This is a genomic window from Bradyrhizobium sp. 215_C5_N1_1, assembly GCF_052075935.1.
In the GTDB taxonomy this organism is placed as follows: Bacteria; Pseudomonadota; Alphaproteobacteria; order Rhizobiales; family Xanthobacteraceae; genus Bradyrhizobium; species Bradyrhizobium barranii.
On the sequence record NZ_CP197228.1, the window covers coordinates 3,824,984 to 3,840,338 of the forward strand.

Annotated in this window: 17 protein-coding genes; 7 read left to right on the forward strand and 10 right to left on the reverse strand. The window is 62.9% G+C overall.

What is annotated here, in order from left to right:
• Positions 1-33: 33 nt before the first annotated feature.
• The 3 genes from AB7G19_RS18390 to AB7G19_RS18400 all read right to left on the reverse strand — a co-directional run bounded on the left by AB7G19_RS18390 (position 34) and on the right by AB7G19_RS18400 (position 2,714).
• Positions 34-1,275 carry a GNAT family N-acetyltransferase gene (locus AB7G19_RS18390; protein WP_166342134.1) on the reverse strand — a complete coding sequence of 414 codons (1,242 nt, stop codon included), beginning with the start codon at positions 1,273-1,275 and terminating at the stop codon, positions 34-36.
• Between the two features lie 208 nt (positions 1,276-1,483).
• Positions 1,484-2,230 carry a glycerophosphodiester phosphodiesterase gene (locus tag AB7G19_RS18395; RefSeq protein ID WP_166342133.1) on the reverse strand — a complete coding sequence of 249 codons (747 nt, stop codon included), beginning with the start codon at positions 2,228-2,230 and terminating at the stop codon, positions 1,484-1,486.
• A 16-nt stretch (positions 2,231-2,246) separates the two neighbouring features.
• A complete protein-coding gene (locus AB7G19_RS18400) occupies positions 2,247-2,714 on the reverse strand; it encodes a RidA family protein (protein WP_008130072.1) in 468 nt (155 codons plus the stop codon).
• 233 nt (positions 2,715-2,947) lie between these two features.
• Here AB7G19_RS18400 and AB7G19_RS18405 point away from each other — a divergent pair, with 233 nt between their 5' ends.
• Together AB7G19_RS18405 and AB7G19_RS18410 are read left to right on the forward strand one after the other, a co-directional pair.
• Complete coding sequence (locus AB7G19_RS18405; RefSeq protein WP_166342132.1) at positions 2,948-3,793, forward strand: cell envelope integrity EipB family protein; 846 nt, start codon at positions 2,948-2,950, stop codon at positions 3,791-3,793.
• 72 nt (positions 3,794-3,865) lie between these two features.
• On the forward strand, positions 3,866-4,267 hold the full coding sequence (locus AB7G19_RS18410; RefSeq protein WP_166342131.1) for a RidA family protein: 402 nt from the start codon (positions 3,866-3,868) through the stop codon (positions 4,265-4,267).
• 89 nt (positions 4,268-4,356) lie between these two features.
• Here the strand turns inward: AB7G19_RS18410 and AB7G19_RS18415 are convergent, their stop codons facing one another.
• Complete coding sequence (locus tag AB7G19_RS18415) at positions 4,357-4,758, reverse strand: ACT domain-containing protein (protein WP_166342130.1); 402 nt, start codon at positions 4,756-4,758, stop codon at positions 4,357-4,359.
• A 201-nt stretch (positions 4,759-4,959) separates the two neighbouring features.
• Here AB7G19_RS18415 and AB7G19_RS18420 point away from each other — a divergent pair, with 201 nt between their 5' ends.
• Entirely contained in the window at positions 4,960-5,115 is a 156-nt protein-coding gene (locus tag AB7G19_RS18420) for a hypothetical protein (RefSeq protein ID WP_166097113.1), read from the forward strand.
• A 16-nt stretch (positions 5,116-5,131) separates the two neighbouring features.
• Here AB7G19_RS18420 and AB7G19_RS18425 read toward each other — a convergent pair whose 3' ends face one another.
• Positions 5,132-6,424: a DNA polymerase IV gene (locus AB7G19_RS18425; RefSeq protein ID WP_354113668.1), complete on the reverse strand. Its 1,293-nt coding sequence runs from the start codon at positions 6,422-6,424 to the stop codon at positions 5,132-5,134.
• Entirely contained in the window at positions 6,421-6,732 is a 312-nt protein-coding gene (locus AB7G19_RS18430; RefSeq protein ID WP_028150563.1) for a DUF3572 domain-containing protein, read from the reverse strand. Before AB7G19_RS18430 ends, AB7G19_RS18425 begins: the two co-directional genes overlap by 4 nt.
• A 228-nt stretch (positions 6,733-6,960) precedes the next feature.
• On the opposite strand from AB7G19_RS18430, the gene AB7G19_RS18435 reads away from it, so the two are divergent.
• Entirely contained in the window at positions 6,961-7,326 is a 366-nt protein-coding gene (locus AB7G19_RS18435) for a response regulator (RefSeq protein ID WP_008566616.1), read from the forward strand.
• 14 nt (positions 7,327-7,340) lie between these two features.
• The gene (locus AB7G19_RS18440) at positions 7,341-8,714 is read left to right on the forward strand and encodes a PleD family two-component system response regulator (RefSeq protein WP_028150565.1); all 1,374 of its coding nucleotides are present in this window, start codon (positions 7,341-7,343) and stop codon (positions 8,712-8,714) included.
• 337 nt (positions 8,715-9,051) lie between these two features.
• Here AB7G19_RS18440 and AB7G19_RS18445 read toward each other — a convergent pair whose 3' ends face one another.
• Complete coding sequence (locus AB7G19_RS18445; RefSeq protein WP_283016776.1) at positions 9,052-9,657, reverse strand: TetR/AcrR family transcriptional regulator; 606 nt, start codon at positions 9,655-9,657, stop codon at positions 9,052-9,054.
• Between the two features lie 129 nt (positions 9,658-9,786).
• Here AB7G19_RS18445 and AB7G19_RS18450 point away from each other — a divergent pair, with 129 nt between their 5' ends.
• A complete protein-coding gene (locus AB7G19_RS18450) occupies positions 9,787-11,025 on the forward strand; it encodes an MFS transporter (RefSeq protein ID WP_166342127.1) in 1,239 nt (412 codons plus the stop codon).
• A gap of 191 nt (positions 11,026-11,216) precedes the next feature.
• Here the strand turns inward: AB7G19_RS18450 and AB7G19_RS18455 are convergent, their stop codons facing one another.
• Complete coding sequence (locus AB7G19_RS18455) at positions 11,217-11,624, reverse strand: hypothetical protein (RefSeq protein ID WP_135217314.1); 408 nt, start codon at positions 11,622-11,624, stop codon at positions 11,217-11,219.
• A gap of 811 nt (positions 11,625-12,435) precedes the next feature.
• Between AB7G19_RS18455 and AB7G19_RS18460 the strand changes: the two genes are divergently transcribed.
• Positions 12,436-12,792: a hypothetical protein gene (locus AB7G19_RS18460; protein WP_223154002.1), complete on the forward strand. Its 357-nt coding sequence runs from the start codon at positions 12,436-12,438 to the stop codon at positions 12,790-12,792.
• Positions 12,793-12,833: 41 nt separating this feature from the next.
• Here AB7G19_RS18460 and AB7G19_RS18465 read toward each other — a convergent pair whose 3' ends face one another.
• Both AB7G19_RS18465 and AB7G19_RS18470 read right to left on the reverse strand, forming a co-directional pair.
• Positions 12,834-13,964 carry a L,D-transpeptidase family protein gene (locus tag AB7G19_RS18465; RefSeq protein WP_166342126.1) on the reverse strand — a complete coding sequence of 377 codons (1,131 nt, stop codon included), beginning with the start codon at positions 13,962-13,964 and terminating at the stop codon, positions 12,834-12,836.
• A 350-nt stretch (positions 13,965-14,314) separates the two neighbouring features.
• Positions 14,315-15,163: an SDR family NAD(P)-dependent oxidoreductase gene (locus AB7G19_RS18470; protein ID WP_135215738.1), complete on the reverse strand. Its 849-nt coding sequence runs from the start codon at positions 15,161-15,163 to the stop codon at positions 14,315-14,317.
• Positions 15,164-15,355 lie beyond the last annotated feature (192 nt).

Sequence of the window (15,355 nt, forward strand, 5' to 3'; positions counted from 1 at the left end):
TTTGCGCTTACTGTCATCAGCCGTGGCAAACCGTCAAGGCGCCTCGTCGACGCCTTTGCGGAACGGGCCGAGCTCGGCCAGCTCCCGTCCGGCCTCGGCGACATAGGCGCGCTCGCGCTTGAGGTAATCGTCGATGGCGCGGCGCAGGCCGGGATCGGCGATGAAGTGGGCGGAATGGGTCGTCCGCGGCAGGTAGCCGCGCGCGATCTTGTGCTCGCCCTGCGCGCCGGCCTCGACGTTGTCGAGGCCGTGTTTGATCGCGAAATCGATCGCCTGATAGTAGCAAACCTCGAAATGCAGGAACGGATGATGCTCGACCGCGCCCCAGTTGCGGCCGAACAGCGTATCCGAGCCGATGAAGTTGATCGCGCCCGCGATCCAGCGGCCGTTGCGGCGGGCCATCACCAGCAGCACGTCCTGGCTCATGGTCTCGCCGATCAGCGAGAAGAATTCGCGCGTGAGATAAGGCCGGCCCCATTTGCGCGACCCGGTCTCCATGTAGAATTCGAAGAAGGCGTCCCAGGCATCCTCGGTGATGTCGCTGCCGGTGAGCCAGTGGATGGTGATGCCGGTGGCAAGCGCATCGCGCCGCTCGCGCTTGATCGACTTGCGGTGGCGCGAATTGAGCGTGGTGAGGAAATCGTCGAAGGTCGCAAATCCCTCGTTATGCCAGTGGAACTGCTGATCGGTGCGCTGGAGGAAGCCGTGTCCGGCGAGCCGCTTCCACTCCGTCTCACGCGCGAAGGTCACGTGCACCGAGGAGGCCTTGCTGACGCCGCACAGCGCCACCAGCCCGCTTGCAAGCGCTTCAGCGATGCGCTCGCGATCGACGCCGTCGCGGACCAGCAGCCGGGGCCCTGTGGCCGGGGTGAAGGGAACCGAGACCTGGAGCTTCGGATAGTACCGTCCACCGGCGCGCTCATAGGCATCCGCCCAGCCGCGGTCGAAGACGTATTCGCCTTGGGAATGCGATTTCAGATAACAGGGCACGACCCCGGCGACGCGGCCATCGACCTTGGCCACCAGATGCCGCGGCCCCCAGCCGGTGCGGATGGTTGCTGAACCCGATTTCTCAATCGCGGATAAAAACGCGTGCGAGACGAACGGGTTATAAGCGGTTTTTGAGAGGCCGAGGGAATCGCCTGGAAGCCCGGATGAAGTTCCCGCGCCATGCCCGTTGCAAGCCTTGTCGGGATTGGCACAGGCGTCCCAATCCTCGGCAGATACCTCGCCAATCGAGGGTACAGCCTCGAGTGTGATTTCAGATAATGCCATCGTGCCCAAGATCGTGCATTGCAGCAGCGACTTCAAGAGGCGGGAACCGAGCTCTCACGTGCCCCGGACGCATCGCAGCGCGCAGCGGCGCGATGCAGAGCCGGGGCCCATCTCTCCGCATAGCGTGCCGCCTTCTGGGTCCCGGCTCTGCACAGCAACGCTGCGCGTTGCAGCGCGTCCGGGACACGAGAGCGGGGGTGCGCAAGCCCTACGGCACGAACCCCTCAAAGATCATCTGATCCGCATATTGTCCGACCCGCGTCCGCTGCTCCGGGGTGCGCACGGTCCAGCCGAGCAGGGCGCAGCCGAGGACGTTGCGGGCGATCCAGGGGGCGGGGGCCGGCAGGTGGTCAACCTTGAAGGCGACGAAATGCGGCTGGGTCTGAAAGCCGTGGCGCAGATACAGCATGCTGTCGCGCTGCGCCTGCGTCAGCTTCGCCCAGTACTCGTCCTCGTAGGTCCGCTGCGCAACGATGCCGCGCGGGCGGGAGGGGAGCAATTCGCGCAGCGCCAGCACCTGGTCGGGATCGAACGACATGCCGACGGCGGAGCCCTGATACGACGCCAGCACCTCGGCCATCCGCTTCACCAGCTTGCGGTCGCCGCCAAAATGGCTCTTCACCTCGATCACCAGCGGCACGCGGCCGGCGACCATGGCGCAGAGGTCGGACAGCGACATCATCCGCTCGTCCGTGTCCTTGAACTTGACCGCCTTCAGCTCGGCCGCGGTCTTCAAAACCACCTCGCCGGTGGCCTCGGTGAGGCGGCCGAGCGCGTGGTCATGGTGCACCATGGCCTCGCCGTCGGCGGAGAGCTGGATGTCTACCTCGATCGAGAAATTGCCTGCGATCGCAGCCTGCACCGCCCCCGGCATGTTCTCGACGATGCCACGGGAAATGTCATGCAGGCCGCGATGGGCGACCGGCCGGGCTGTCAGCCAATCAGGAGCGCGCAACGCCGTCAGCTCCGTGTCAGGCGACCTCGAACACGCCTTCGACCTCGACCGCCGCATCCGCGGGCAGCGAGGCGACGCCGACGGTGGTGCGGGCATGGCGGCCCTTGTCACCGAAGGCGGCGACCATCAGGTCGGAGGCGCCGTTGAGCACCTTCGGTCCGTCCAGGAAGTCGGGTGCCGAGTTGATGAAGCCGCCGAGGCGCACCACGCGCACGACCTTGTCGAGGTCGCCGAGCGCCGCCTTGACCTGGGCCAGCAGGTTGACGGCGCAGCCGCGTGCTGCGGCAGCGCCTTCCTCGATCGAAACGCCGGCACCGAGCTTGCCCTTGGCGATCAGCTTGCCGGCGGGGTCGAAACAGACCTGGCCGGAGACGAACAGCAGGTTACCGGTGCGCACGAACGGCACGTAATTGGCGACAGGGGTAGGGGCCTCGTGCAGCTTGATGCCCTGTTCCGCCAGCTTCTGCTCGACCGTGCCCGCCATGTTCGACCTCGTTGTCCAAATTTCATCCGCCCGGCTGCGTCCATTTGGAGGCCGGGCGCGCCCTGTTTCGCCCATCGTGCCGTCACATGCAAGCAACCGGAGCGACTGCATTTTGTTGTGGCCAGGCAGCAGGTTCAAGGCGGGGGCCGCAACTTTACGTGAAACGGCCTCAGTTGCGACGCAATGGAACGGTCATTAAAATGTCGAATCTGCGCTTTCCCCAGGGATGACACATGGTGCACCTTTTCCGGACTTCGCTCGGTGTGATGGCGCTCGCGGCGGCTGCTTTCGGCGCAGGCGATGGAGCGCAGGCGGCCAGCGGTCCGTTCCTTGCGCACCAAGCGCTCTATGACCTCAGCCTGGTCAAATCGCGCTCCAATTCGATCAACAGCGCGCGCGGCCGCATCCTCTACAATTTCACGGGAAGTTCGTGCGAGGGCTACACCTCCGAATTCCGCCAGGTCTCCGAGCTCGACAGCGGCGAGGGCAAGATCACGCTGAGCGACCTCCGCTCCAACTCCTGGGAGGACGCCGCGGGAAAAAGCTACCGCTTCAAGATCGAGACGCGGATGAACGAGACCGATGCCGGCCGGGTCGACGGTTCGGCCGAGCGCGACGGCGACCACATCAACGTCAAGCTGAAGCTGCCGGCGCCGAAGAATTTCACGCTTGACGGCAAGATCGTGTTCCCGACCGAGCAGATCCAGCGCATCATTGCCGCCGCCAAGGACGGCAAATCGCTGCTCGAGCTGTCGGTGTATGACGGCTCCGATGACGGCCAGAAGGTCTACAATACGCTGACCGTGATCGGTCAGCCGATTCCCGCCGAGCGCGCCACCTCGGCCGACCCGTCGACCACGGACGAGCACATGAAGTCGCTCAAGCGCTGGCCGGTTACCGTCAGCTATTTCGACCGCGAGTCCCAGCAGAAGGAAGGCGAGCAGACGCCGGTCTACGCGATGGCGTTCGAGCTCTACGAAAACGGCGTTTCGCGCCAACTCGTGCTCGATTACAACGATTTCGTGATTTCCGGCGCGATGGGCAAGTTCGACGCGAAGGACAGCAAGCCCTGCAATTGAGGGGCGAGACTAGCCCTCCGCTCGCTCTCCGGCTACGCTTCCTCCCAACCACAAACCCGGGAGGCAAGCACCATGCCCAAGCTCGACCATCTCCGCCCCAGCGGCCTACATCACAATCCGGCCTATTCCCACGTCGTCACCGCTTCCGGTGCGCGTACGATCTACATCTCCGGCCAGGTGTCGGTGGACGAGGAAGGGCGGATCGTCGGCGAGGGCGATATTGCCGCGCAGACGACGCAGGTGATGCAGAATCTCGGCCATGCGTTGAAGGCGGCCGGCGCGACCTACGCCAACATCGTCAAGATCACGACCTTCGTGGTGAACTACAAGCCGGAGCTGCGCCCGATCATCGGCAAGGCCCGCTCGGCCTTCTTCGAAGGCATGGAGCCGCCGGCCAGCACCCTCGTCGGCGTCTCCGCGCTCGCCGCGCCGGAATGGCTGATCGAGATCGAGGCGATCGCAGTCGCGGATTGAAACGACCGCAGGATGGGTAGAGCGGAGCGAAACCCATCACCCTTGTTGCGCAGGAAGAGCTCGATGGGTTTCGCTTCGCTCTACCCATCTTACTTTGCTGCGGACATAGCTCGCAAAACAGCCATCGCTTCATCGGCCCTGTCGGCAGGTACGAAAAGATGATCGTGGTGGAAGGCCGACACCGCATTCACGCTGATGCCGGCTTCGGCCAGGCGCGCCGTGACTGCAGCCAGGAAGCCCACCGCATCGAGCGCGGAGTGTACCGTCAGGGTGATCAGGCGCGAGGCGAACGTGTAGCGTAAGCCTGACGCCTCGGCTTCTTCGCGCAGGATCACCAGCGTGGTTCCTTCCTGCTCGCGAAACGTCAGCAGCGGGTTGACCGCTGCGGGAACGGGCTCGTTGGGTGGGATCGTGCAAAACACGAAGGTGCCGTCCAGCAGCTCCGGCTTCATGTTTCTCAACAGCGCGTCGAGGTCGCGTTCGCCTGTCACGATGGTCAGCCTCTCAGCGCGTTCGGATGCGTACAGCCCTTGCGAAACCCATCAACGCCGGAACCTGACAGGGGCCTGCCAACATACCTTTGTATATCTCTTCCAATCCTTCTCATACGCTGACCTTACGCTGGTACAATTGAGCGACGGCCGGAGATTCTTACAATTTGAGTCTACTCGGGTCACTGCGAGGAAGCTCAAATGAACGTCATGATTGGAAAGCTCAACGGCCTGTGGCACCTCATCGTCGGGTCTTGTCAGATCCGAACGCCGTTCCTGGCGAGTCAGGATCGGCAGTTGGTCATTCAGTATGCCCGGCGTGTCTATCCGGGTGCACGGATCTTCGAACGCGACTGAATTGAGCAGGGATCGATCACTCCTGCTGTCCTGTTTCAGGGCCATCATACGCGATGCCGCGAATGACGGCGGAGTTGCCGAACTTCTTGCGCAGACTGTCCACCGCGCGCTCGGCATGCGCAGCACGGCGGTCGAGCATATCGGTGTCGTCGGCGGGCGAGCCTTCGCGCAGCGCGCTGACGCCGGCGCCCATCAGGCGGAAGGCTGTGCCGTCGATCTCTTTCGCCAGCATCTCGCGGCAGATCGAGAAGATCTTGGCGGCAAGCTGCGTCGGGCCTGCGATCGACTGCGAGCGGGTGCGCTGGCGGAAATCGGCGGTCTTCAGCTTCAGCGTGACGGTCGAGCCGGCAAGCTCGCTGCTCTTCAGCCGCGACGACGTCTTCTCGCAGAGCCGCCACAGGATCTTCTCCAGCGTCGCGAAATCGCGGATGTCGGTCTCGAAGGTGGTTTCGCTCGAAATCGTCTTGGCGCCCCGATCGGGCTCGACGCGGCGGTCGTCGATGCCGCGGGCGAGCCGCCACAGCCTGCGGCCATCGCTCGGAAACTGCCGCATCATCTCGATCTCGTCGGCCCTTTGCAGGTCGGCGATGATGCGGAAGCCGCGCTGCACCAGGCGCTCCTGCGTGGCCGGGCCGACGCCGAAGATGAAGCCGACCGGCTTCTCCGCCAGCATCGAACGGGCTTCCTCCTGATCGAGCGCGGCAAAGCCGCGCGGCTTGTCGAGGTCGGAGGCGATCTTGGCCAGGAACTTGTTGCAGGACAGGCCGACCGAGACGGAGATGCCGATGTCGCGCTCGATGTTACGCGCGAACCGCGCGAGCACCTTGGCCGGAACCATGCCGTGCACCCGCTCGGTGCCGGAGAGATCGAGAAAGGCCTCGTCGATCGAGAGCGGCTCGACCAGCGGCGTCAGCGCCTGCATGGCCTGGCGCACCTCGCGGCCGACACGGACGTACTTGGCCATGTCGGGCGGGATCACGGTCGCATGCGGGCAGGCCTCGAGCGCCCTATACATCGGCATGGCCGAGCGGACGCCATAGGTGCGGGCGATGTAGCAGGCAGCCGACACCACGCCGCGCTTGCCCCCGCCGATGATGACGGGCTTGTCGGCGATGTCAGGATTGTCGCGCTTTTCGACCGTCGCATAGAAGGCGTCGCAGTCGATATGGGCGATGGTCAGGCCTGCGAGCGCGCGGTGGCGGACGAGGCGAGGGGAACCGCAGGCGGAGCAGCGCCGCACGCGCATATCCAGATCGGCCAGACAATCCCGGCAGAAGCAGCGGGGCCCGGCCGTATCGGGGACGCTCACGGCACGTCGCGCTCCCAGGAGGGGTCGCCAAGCGCGTCGCCCAGCACCTGCCGCGCCGCAGCAACGTTGGTCGGATGCAGCTCCGCGGTCGAGGCAAAGGCCTTGACGGTGGCGTCATCGCGCATCACGAAATCGAGCACGCTGAGGAGGAAATTCGGGTCCGAGGCGGCATTGCGCAGGGTCTCAGGACCGACGCCTGTCTCAGCCAGGAACAGGCCAAGCCGCTCCGGATCGCCGGCCACGAAGGAGAGCGCCTGAATCGCAACGATTTCAGCGACTTCGCGAGGGTTGTGAACAGGCTTTTTCAAGGGTTCGGTTTGCCTTTCCGTTAACTTTCGGTGTCTACTTTGAAACCATCATGCCCGAGTCTCAAGACCGCCGACAAGCAACTGGAAACCACATCGCAGAAAGTCGACCCTCGGGTTTAACGAAACTCAAGCGAATCTGAGGCTAGTTTGAATCCAGTTTTCGAAGCGCCGGCGAGCGGCGCCTGAGGCGTCACATGTATAGGGCTTCGTGCCAATCAGGAGGGCGGGATGGCTAAGACCGTCCTGATCGTGGAAGACAACGAGCTCAACATGAAGCTCTTCCGCGACCTGTTGGAGGCGCACGGTTACCAGACCTCCGGCACCAGCAACGGCTACGAGGCGCTCGACCTCGTTCGCAAGATGCGGCCCGACCTCGTGCTGATGGATATCCAATTGCCGCAGGTCTCGGGCCTGGAGGTCACGCGCTGGATCAAGGACGATCCGGAGCTGCGCGCCATTCCCGTCGTCGCGGTCACGGCGTTCGCGATGAAGGGCGACGAAGAGCGCATCCGCGAGGGCGGCTGCGAGGCCTATTTGTCCAAGCCGATCTCGGTCGGCAAATTCATTGAGACGGTCCGGCGTTTTATCGGATAGGAAGTGAGTTCAAAGTGTCTGCGCGTATCCTGGTTGTCGATGACGTTCCCGCCAACGTCAAACTCCTCGAAGCTCGCCTGTCCGCCGAATATTTCGACGTGATGACCGCCTCGAACGGCACCGAGGCGCTGGCGCTGGCCAGCCGCGCCGAATGCGACATCATCCTGCTCGACGTGATGATGCCCGACATGGACGGCTTTGAAGTCTGCCGCCGTCTCAAGACCGATCCGGCGACGCACCACATCCCCGTCGTGATGGTCACCGCGCTCGACAGCCCCGCCGACCGCAATCGCGGGCTGGAAGCCGGCGCCGACGATTTCCTCACCAAGCCCGTCTCCGACGTCGTGCTGATCGCGCGCGTGCGCTCGCTGACGCGGCTGAAGATGATGACCGATGAGCTGCGCATGCGCGCCATCACCTCGCTCGAGATCGGCATGCAGGCGCCCGAGCGCAGCGCCGTGGCCGACACCGGCCGGGGCGGCCGCATTCTGCTGGTCGACGACCGTCAATCCTCCTATGAGCGGCTGGCGACGATCCTTGCCGCGGAGCACACCATCGACGTCGAGCCGAACCCGACCGAAGCGCTGTTCCACGCCGCCGAGGGCAATTACGACCTGCTGATCGTCTCGCTCGACCTCAACAATTTCGACGGGCTGCGGCTGTGCAGCCAGGCGCGCTCGCTGGAGCGCACGCGCCACGTGCCGATCCTAGCGATCGCGGACCCCGAGAACTCGACGCGCCTGCTCCGCGGCCTCGAGATCGGCGTCAACGACTACCTGCTGCGCCCGATCGACAAGACCGAGCTGCTGGCCCGCGCCCGCACGCAGATCCGCCGCCGCCGCTACACCGATCATTTGCGCGACAACGTGCAGAACTCGATCGAGATGGCGATCACGGATGCGCTCACCGGCCTGCACAATCGCCGCTACATGGAGAGCCATCTGGCGACGCTCGCTGACCAAGCCTCGACCCGCGGCAAGCCCCTGGCGCTGATGATTCTGGACATCGACTATTTCAAGTCGATCAACGACAATTACGGCCACGACGCCGGCGACGACGTGCTGCGCGAGTTCGCGGTGCGCGTGCGCAAGTCGATCCGCGGCATCGACCTGGCCTGCCGCTACGGCGGCGAGGAGTTCGTCATCGTAATGCCGGAGACCGATCTGCACGTCGCCGGCATGGTCGCCGAGCGCCTGCGCCGTTCGATCGCGGGCGAGCCGTTCGCCGTCCACAAGGGCACCAAGCGCATCGAGGTCACGATCTCGATCGGCCTCACCACGCTGGAGCAGAAGGGCGAGGCGGTCGCCGACGTCCTCAAGCGCGCCGACACCGCGCTCTACCGCGCCAAGCACGATGGGCGTAACCGGGTGGTGTCGCAGGCGGCGTGAGGCCGCCTGCGCATCAAAATGCGAAAACAACCCCATGCACAGTAGCCGGCGTTAGTCGGATCAATGGCTTATGCGGGTAGCTAGGCGGGCCTATGCCGATTGCCCGGGCGTTTGACACGTCGGGCAAAACAGGAGCATTTTGATAGGATCGGGCAGGGCGCGGTTGTTGCGCGAAGCCCTCTCCCCAAACTCCGCTGTTCCACAAGCTCCGTTGTCATTCCCCGCGCAGGCGGGGAATCCAGTACGCCGCGGCCTCTCGGTTCAATCACAACCGTCTCTGGAATACTGGATCACCCGCTTTCGTGGGTGATGACACCGAGTGATGCGGCAGCAGTGCTCAGTGTGGCGTGCGCTTGGCTGCCGTTGCCGGCTTCTCCGCACCACCCACATCCACGCCCGCATTCCGCAGCAGCACCTTCGCCGCTTCCTTCGCGGCGCGGGCCATCGCGGGGTCGTCGCGCACGAGGTCCTGTGCGATCGAGCCGTCGACCAGGAGCACGAGCTGTGTCGCGAGCGCATCCGCATCCGCAACACCTAGCTCGTTCAACCGCTCGCGAAACCAGACGCGGCGGCTTTCCTTGAAGGCGATTGCGATCTTCTTCACGGCGCGGTCCTTTGGGCCGAGCTCGGCGACCGCATTGACGAACGGGCAGCCGCGAAAATCCTTGGCCGCAAAGCGCCGCTCCAGCGAATCGAAGGTGCCGAGAATCTGCTCGGCCGGCGGCTTGTCGGAGGGGCGCGGAGCGACGAAACGGCGCTCCAGATAGGCCGCGATCAGCGCGTCCTTGGAGGGGAAGTGGTTGTAGAGCGTGCGCTTGGAGATGCCGATCTCGGCCGCGATGGTGTCGACGCCGATGGCGCGAATGCCTTGCAGATAGAACAGCTTGTCGGCGGTCTCGAGGATCCGCTCCTTCATCGTCTGTGGTGTGGGCGGGGGAGCCATGCGGCAGCGTGCGTCCTGTTCGCTTGACAGCGTGCACCTTTCATAGCCTAAGTACACAGGTCTGTGTAACTAAAAACATCGAGAATTGCAGACGCCGGCGCGCGCGTCGCGCCGACGAGGGAGAAAAATATGCCCCTGTTGCAGGTCCTGCGTCCGACATTGCCCATCCTGATCGGCGCCTCGATCATGCTGACGCTGAGCATGGGGCTGCGGCAGAGCCTCGGCATCTTCATGCAGCCTTTGACGCGTGACATCCACATTTCGATCTCGGATTTCACGCTGGCGCTGGCCGTGCAGAACCTCGCCTGGGGCTTTCTCCAGCCGCTCGCCGGCGCGATGACGGTGCGCTACGGCTTCCGCCCGATCATGATCGTGGGCTCGCTGATGTACATCGCGGGCCTCATCCTGATGGCGACCGCGAACGGGCTCGTCAGCATCATGATCGGCGCCGGCGTGCTGATCGGCACCTCGCTCGCCTGCACCGCGGCGGCGATCGCGATGTCGGTGGCCGCGCGCGCTGTGCCCGAGACCGTCCGCTCCACCGTGCTCGGCATGGTCTCCGGCGCGGGTTCGCTCGGCGCGCTGCTGTCGGCGCCGATCGGGCAGTTGCTCAACGAAGGATTTGGCTGGCGCGTCGGGCTCGCCGGTTTCGTGATCATGTCGGTGCTGATGATCCCTGCGGCCTGGTATGCCGGCCGCATCGACGCGATTCCGCTGCCGAAGCCTGCCGCCGACGACATCGGGGATGCCACCGCCGCGACGGCAGCGAAGACGGCGTTCGGCAACGCGTCCTTCGTCGTGATGACCTGCGCCTATCTCGTCTGCGGCATGCAGCTCGTGTTTCTCACCACGCATCTGCCGTCCTATCTGGCGATCTGCGGCCTCGATCCGATGCTGAGCGCGCAGACGCTCGGCATGATCGGCGGCTTCAACGTGCTGGGCTCGCTGTTCTTCGGCTGGGCCGGCCAGCGCTGGAACAAGCTGGCGCTGCTGGGCGGCATCTACATCCTGCGCTCGCTCGCGCTTGCCTGGTACTTCACGCTGCCGGCGACGTCGTTCTCGACGCTGCTGTTCGGCGCGATCATGGGCTTCCTCTGGATGGGCGTCGGCCCGCTGGTCGCCGGCGCCGTCGCCGAGATGTTCGGCCTGCGCTGGCAGGCGATGATCCAGGGCCTCGCCTTCATGAGCCACCAGATCGGCAGCTTCCTCGGCGCCTACGGAGGAGGGGTGCTCTACGACACGCTCGGCTCCTACACCATGGCCTGGCGCATCGGCGTGGCGCTCGGTCTGGCCGGCGGCATCATCCAGGTCGCGTTCGCGCTGCTCCGGCCGTCGCAGCCGCCGTCGCCGGTGCTGCGGACGGCGTAGCGGGGCGGTGCTCGCGAACGTCAGCCTGGGGGCTTGCAGCGGATGCCGTGCTGTTTCGTCGTGATGGCAGCGTGTGACCCGAAGCTTGGCGCGCGGACGAACTTTTCTCCGGCTGTGACATTGCAACAATCCATGATCCTGCAGGCGGATGGCGCGTCGTCGCGTGCGCCATCCGCTTCTCCTCATGGGCCTTAAGCTTTCAGGTCCGTGATCCGCATAATCGCGACCACATTCCCGTCGTTGTACGCCTGTTCTTTTGTTTCCTTGTTGCAGGTCCAGACAAAATTCTTCTTGCCCGTAAAGGTCTTTCCGTCCTGCTCAAGCCGAAGCTCCCCTTCGGTGATATGGCAGATCATGGCATTCATCATCGGGGGCCCCATGGTCTTCGCCCCCGGCTGCATGATGACATCGCGCATTGAGACGGTCTTAAAACCTGGGATCAGGGATGGTGTCTCGCCTTCATATTCACGCACCACGACACCTGGCCAAGGCGTCATATCCTTGTAGCCTGTGGCTTGAGCGGCGGCTGGCCTGACCATGGCAGCCGAAGCCGCTGCCAACGCGATTCCCAGTGCGGACCTTCGATCGATCTTGCTCATCGCTTTCTCCCGACGTTACCGAACGAGCCGCCGCATAAGCAGCGCGCAAAGTTCGTGGTGAACGGTGGTCGAAACCGAAAAAAGAACGGCTTCTAAGAGAGCGTGCTTGCCGATGGCACCAGTGCTGCTCGTTTGCCCAGACGGTGATTTCGGCACATCCCACTTTAAGGGCAACGACATTCTACGTCACCTGACGAGTCTGGGGAACATGTGAAACGAAGTCTCTGCCTGGCCCACGGGAAGGTCCGGATTTGGCCCCAAGCGGTCGACCCGGCATGTCCGCTAGATGTCCGCTCCTTGGGGCTGAAGCAGACTTGATATGCTCAGCCCGAGTTCTTCGGGGTGTGACCCGAAGCGGACGTGCGTCGTGGTCGCAGCGATATCCGCCTACTGTGCCGACATCGAAATTAATAGCGTGTTGACGATCGGAGCAGGCGGATTTGTCATCTCGGACGGAGATACTGCTGCGTCGTTGAGATTGCGGACCGGGCGTTGCGATGCGGAGGGCCTGCTTAGGGCCAAACTCAACTTCTTCAGCATGCGCCGGAACTCGTGATCGTACGACGCGTCGACATCGCGCATCGTTGAAAACGATGTGACGAAATATTCCTTTAATCGGTCGATCGATTCTCCATCTCCATAGAGAACACAAGCACTGTTGGCCTTTCATTCCGGTGGTGAGTGAGCAAGCTTAAACTCTGCGGTGCCGGGGCGGCGATGTGTGTGGCCCTGGAGTGGCTACTACGGGCCCAAGTTTGGCGTGCTTGACGTGTTCGGCGTGTGGGACTTCCACTGCGGGATTAGGAGTAAGATGAACAATCACCTTCGGCATGCAGCGCTTGCTGTATTCACTGTCATGCTGCCGATCTTTACAATCGGTCACGCTCGCGCCCACGATTATCAGCACCCCGAGTTGAACAGCTGGTATGAGAGCTTGCACAGTGGCAAAGGGCCTTGCTGCGATGGCAGTGATGCGAAGCGCGTTGATGACGCCGATTGGGAAACTAAGGACGGTCACTATCGCGTACGCCTTGATGGCGAGTGGGTTGATGTTCCGAACGAAGCTGTCGTGGATGGACCGAACCGCGCTGGCCGTACGATGGTCTGGCCTTACTACCTAGATGGTCATCCGAAGCCGCGCTGCTTCATGCCGGGGAGCATGGGCTGATAGCGAGCGCGGGGATGCAAGCCTGAAGTAGACCGGGCGCTCTAGCACCCGTCGTCTCCTTCCACGACGGTCGACAGGAAGCTGGAACGAGCCAGATCACACGCAATCGGTTTCGAGAACGAGGTGCCAAACCATCTACTCGTCAACGAACTATCGTTGGTGACCCAGGGGATTGGCGGCAGTTGCGGCAGATAAGATGCATACGGCATCACTTTCGCAAGCGTCACTCTGACCAGATACTTTGCTAGAAAAGCCTCGTTCATTCCGCCGTCCAGTCCGCTATAGATCGGGGCTGTCGGGACGTTGTCATTGAGCAATCGCGCGAATTCGAGTTCGTCGGTACGTTGCTTCTCAAGCGCCCGCCGCGCAATTTTGGAATCCACGACAAACGCGGGGCATTTATCGGTGGGACTGAACACGAGAGGATACGGCGAATTTGGTGGAGCTTGCGCATCGAACACATAGCGTCGATTGCACACGCCCACCTTAGGTTCGAGATGCGTCGTCTCGAAGTGATCGTTGCCGACTTTGAGCATTTTCCAGAAGGAGAGGTTCGGGCTATTTCGATGCTGCGCCAGGTTTGCCGGCGTCAGGCGGAATGGATAAGCCTGGACCTGAAAGGACGGTCGGCCGCCGAGGGAGTCCCGCGCTAGCGAATAGATCTCGCTTATCTGTTCGTCGGTCATGGCATAGCAACCGCTCGATGAGCAGTCGCCATGGATCATGAGTAAGCTGCCGTCGCGATTGTTTGCCTTGTCGAAGCTGTTGGGAAAGCCGACGTTGATCGCGAGATGGTAATCGGAGTTGGGATTCATCAGCTCGGGAGTAATCGTATAGAACCCCTCTGGAGCCTGACGGTCACCCTCCTTCAGTTTCGGCCCGAGATCCCCCGACCACCGACAGATCGGGTACACCTTGAGGATTTTGAAGAGGCCGGTGGTGTCCTGTTTCCAGACTTCGAGCTCCGCCTCTTGCTTGAAGACGCGCACAAGGATAGGCGAGTATTTTGGCATCTTCTTTTGTCGGAGCAGCGAGAGCAACTCGGGTGGTAGCTCCTTTGTAGCCTTGGCCGGCAAGCGGTTGCTGTTTTCGCCAAGGCAGGTGGCCGGCGACAACGCCGCGAAAAAAGCTGCAGTCAGCACAAGCGCACGGAGTGCCGTGGCGCCGATCACGACCTTACCTCGGGCGTGGAATCTGCTCATTTGGGTAGCGTGTAGTCAGTGGGTTCGTAAGGCAAGCCCAGATGGACGCAGTCACCGGAGAAGTTCGAGCTTATCGTTGGCCTTGGGGATGCCAAGACGCTCGGTCTCGTCGTCCGCTTCTGGCCCATCAGCGAAGTGGCGACACCTTTCATTGAGGTCCGCCTGGTGAGGTAGAGCGGACTGACTTTGCTCACTCTGAGTTCTTCGCATTTTGATCCAACTGAGACATTGGCGGTCCACTGCGCAACGGCTTTGAAGCCGGTTTCAGCCCTATCCGAATATTCGTGTTAGCCGCTAAGGCTGGTGGAAGGGCTGCGCGCTCAACGTTTCGGGGTGCGCCCGCGGATGTGGTCAAAGCCTTGCTTGATTGCGGCGAAGCGCGCTTCGATCATCGGCTCAAATTCGAGGTCGGTGAAGATATATGGCAAGTCCTTTTCGACGCCTTCGCGGACGAGTTCGCCGACATAGTTGGGTTCTATGCCCTGAGAGATGCGTTCCCGGAGCATATTGATCCACTCGGCACGTGGGCCCGAAGTCGGCAAGGGAGGAAGCGCCCCCTCGAAGCGTTTGGGGAGATTGCGTCTCGAGTCCATGATTTGAGTGCGGATGATCCCTGGACACAGCACCGATACGCCAATCCCCCGGGGCGCGAGTTCACGCCGCAGGCCCTCGGACAGCGCGACAACGCCATACTTGGAGACGTTGTATGCGTTGCTCTCCCCTGAAATGAGGCCAGCGATCGAGGCTGTGGAGACGATGTGTCCACCCTCGCCATGCTGCTCGATCAACGGCCCGAAAATCTCGATCCCCCAAATGGTCGCCATCAGGTTGACGCCCAAGGTCCAGTTCCACGACGCCTCGGTCCAGGCGCCATAAGGCCCACCGCCGCCGACGCCCGCGTTGTTGACGAGGATATGCACCTTGCCATAGCGAGCAGTCGTGGCTTCGGCGGCCGCCGCGAGTTCGGCTTTGAGTGAAACGTCCGCTTTCACGCCGTCGACATCGACGTTGGTGAGCCTCAGTTGCTCGAGCGCTGCGGACAGAGCCGCTTCTTCAATGTCGCAAAGCATGACCTTCGCCCCCGCTTGGGCGAAGGCGGTCGCGATCCCCAGTCCAATGCCTGACGCTGCACCGGTCACGAACACAGTCTTTCCAGCGAGTTCCTTCACGCGCGTTCTCCCCGTGCAAGCGGATACCCTCGCGCCAAAACGCCAAGTGTACCCGGACGCCATATGACCGCGTTTTCGAGGGATTGGGAAGCGTGCCGGATGTCCGTTCGTGGCCCATCATTGACATGGGCAACCAGGTATCAACGTCGTCTTCTATGCGCATGGCGGACGCGACAATTCAGGAGCATACAT

Excerpts from the sequence above, each read along its gene's own strand:
- AB7G19_RS18390 (WP_166342134.1), bottom strand. The coding sequence starts at position 1,275 with ATGGCATTATCTGAAATCACACTCGAGGCTGTACCCTCGATTGGCGAG.
- AB7G19_RS18400 (WP_008130072.1), bottom strand. The coding sequence starts at position 2,714 with ATGGCGGGCACGGTCGAGCAGAAGCTGGCGGAACAGGGCATCAAGCTG.
- AB7G19_RS18405 (WP_166342132.1), top strand. The coding sequence starts at position 2,948 with ATGGTGCACCTTTTCCGGACTTCGCTCGGTGTGATGGCGCTCGCGGCG.
- AB7G19_RS18410 (WP_166342131.1), top strand. The coding sequence starts at position 3,866 with ATGCCCAAGCTCGACCATCTCCGCCCCAGCGGCCTACATCACAATCCG.
- AB7G19_RS18420 (WP_166097113.1), top strand. The coding sequence starts at position 4,960 with ATGAACGTCATGATTGGAAAGCTCAACGGCCTGTGGCACCTCATCGTC.
- AB7G19_RS18435 (WP_008566616.1), top strand. The coding sequence starts at position 6,961 with ATGGCTAAGACCGTCCTGATCGTGGAAGACAACGAGCTCAACATGAAG.
- AB7G19_RS18445 (WP_283016776.1), bottom strand. The coding sequence starts at position 9,657 with ATGGCTCCCCCGCCCACACCACAGACGATGAAGGAGCGGATCCTCGAG.
- AB7G19_RS18450 (WP_166342127.1), top strand. The coding sequence starts at position 9,787 with ATGCCCCTGTTGCAGGTCCTGCGTCCGACATTGCCCATCCTGATCGGC.
- AB7G19_RS18455 (WP_135217314.1), bottom strand. The coding sequence starts at position 11,624 with ATGAGCAAGATCGATCGAAGGTCCGCACTGGGAATCGCGTTGGCAGCG.
- AB7G19_RS18460 (WP_223154002.1), top strand. The coding sequence starts at position 12,436 with ATGAACAATCACCTTCGGCATGCAGCGCTTGCTGTATTCACTGTCATG.